This window comes from bacterium (genome assembly GCA_024228115.1).
Classification (GTDB): domain Bacteria; phylum Myxococcota_A; class UBA9160; order UBA9160; family UBA6930.
In genome coordinates, this window is the sequence record JAAETT010000194.1 from 1 (window position 1) to 656 (window position 656).

Annotated in this window: 2 protein-coding genes; one reads left to right on the top strand and one right to left on the bottom strand. The window is 60.1% G+C overall.

Annotated features, from left to right (window positions below):
- Positions 1-19: 19 nt before the first annotated feature.
- Positions 20-367, top strand: a complete 348-nt coding sequence (locus GY937_09525; GenBank protein ID MCP5056948.1) for a hypothetical protein — start codon at positions 20-22, stop codon at positions 365-367.
- An 8-nt stretch (positions 368-375) separates the two neighbouring features.
- Here the strand turns inward: GY937_09525 and GY937_09530 are convergent, their stop codons facing one another.
- On the bottom strand, positions 376-597 hold the full coding sequence (locus GY937_09530) for a hypothetical protein (protein ID MCP5056949.1): 222 nt from the start codon (positions 595-597) through the stop codon (positions 376-378).
- Between the last annotated feature and the right edge of the window lie 59 nt (positions 598-656).

A 656-nucleotide genomic window follows, 5' to 3' on the forward strand; every position in this document is an offset into this window, starting at 1 on the left:
GCGATGCAAGATCCACCGCATGATCGTGTTCATCCAAGATGGGGGCACGTTCGATGCTGAGAAGTACGGCAACGGGATCACCTTGACCACGGGCGTGGGGGTGACCGCTGTGTTCGCAGACTCAACGCTTGACCTGACTGGTGGGTACAACGTGATGTCTAATGCTGGGTGGCAGGCCTTGTGCCATGACTTCGCGCACAACGCACTAGGTACAGGCAACGAGACAGCCTCGATCCGTTGGACGTTCTCGAAGGCAGGTAAGCCCATCACTCTGGAAGCAGGCGAGTCGTTCCGGGTGACCATCAACGATAATCTCACTGGCCTCGTGGCCCACTACTTTCAGATCCAAGGTGTCACTGCTGCCTAGCGCTGGACCTACGAGGGTAGGAGCCTACCCCTGTAGGTCAGTGAGGAGCACTCCCCGTAGGTGGTGGAGAACTCGCTGTTCGGTGCGTCGGATGCCCACACGGTGCCTCCTGCCCCCTTTATAGAGAGGATGGTGCAGTCCGGCTTGCCGGCCACTACGCCCACGTCTCCGATGAGGACGAGGCGCCCGTCATCCCAGCGTGGGTGGTGCTCGGCTGCGAGCTGGGCCATGAGCTGCTCCTCGAGCAGAGCTATGGCTTGGTTGGCTTGGTCAAGGTCGGACATGTTGA

Excerpts from the sequence above, each read along its gene's own strand:
- GY937_09525 (MCP5056948.1), top strand. The coding sequence starts at position 20 with ATGATCGTGTTCATCCAAGATGGGGGCACGTTCGATGCTGAGAAGTAC.
- GY937_09530 (MCP5056949.1), bottom strand. The coding sequence starts at position 597 with ATGGCCCAGCTCGCAGCCGAGCACCACCCACGCTGGGATGACGGGCGC.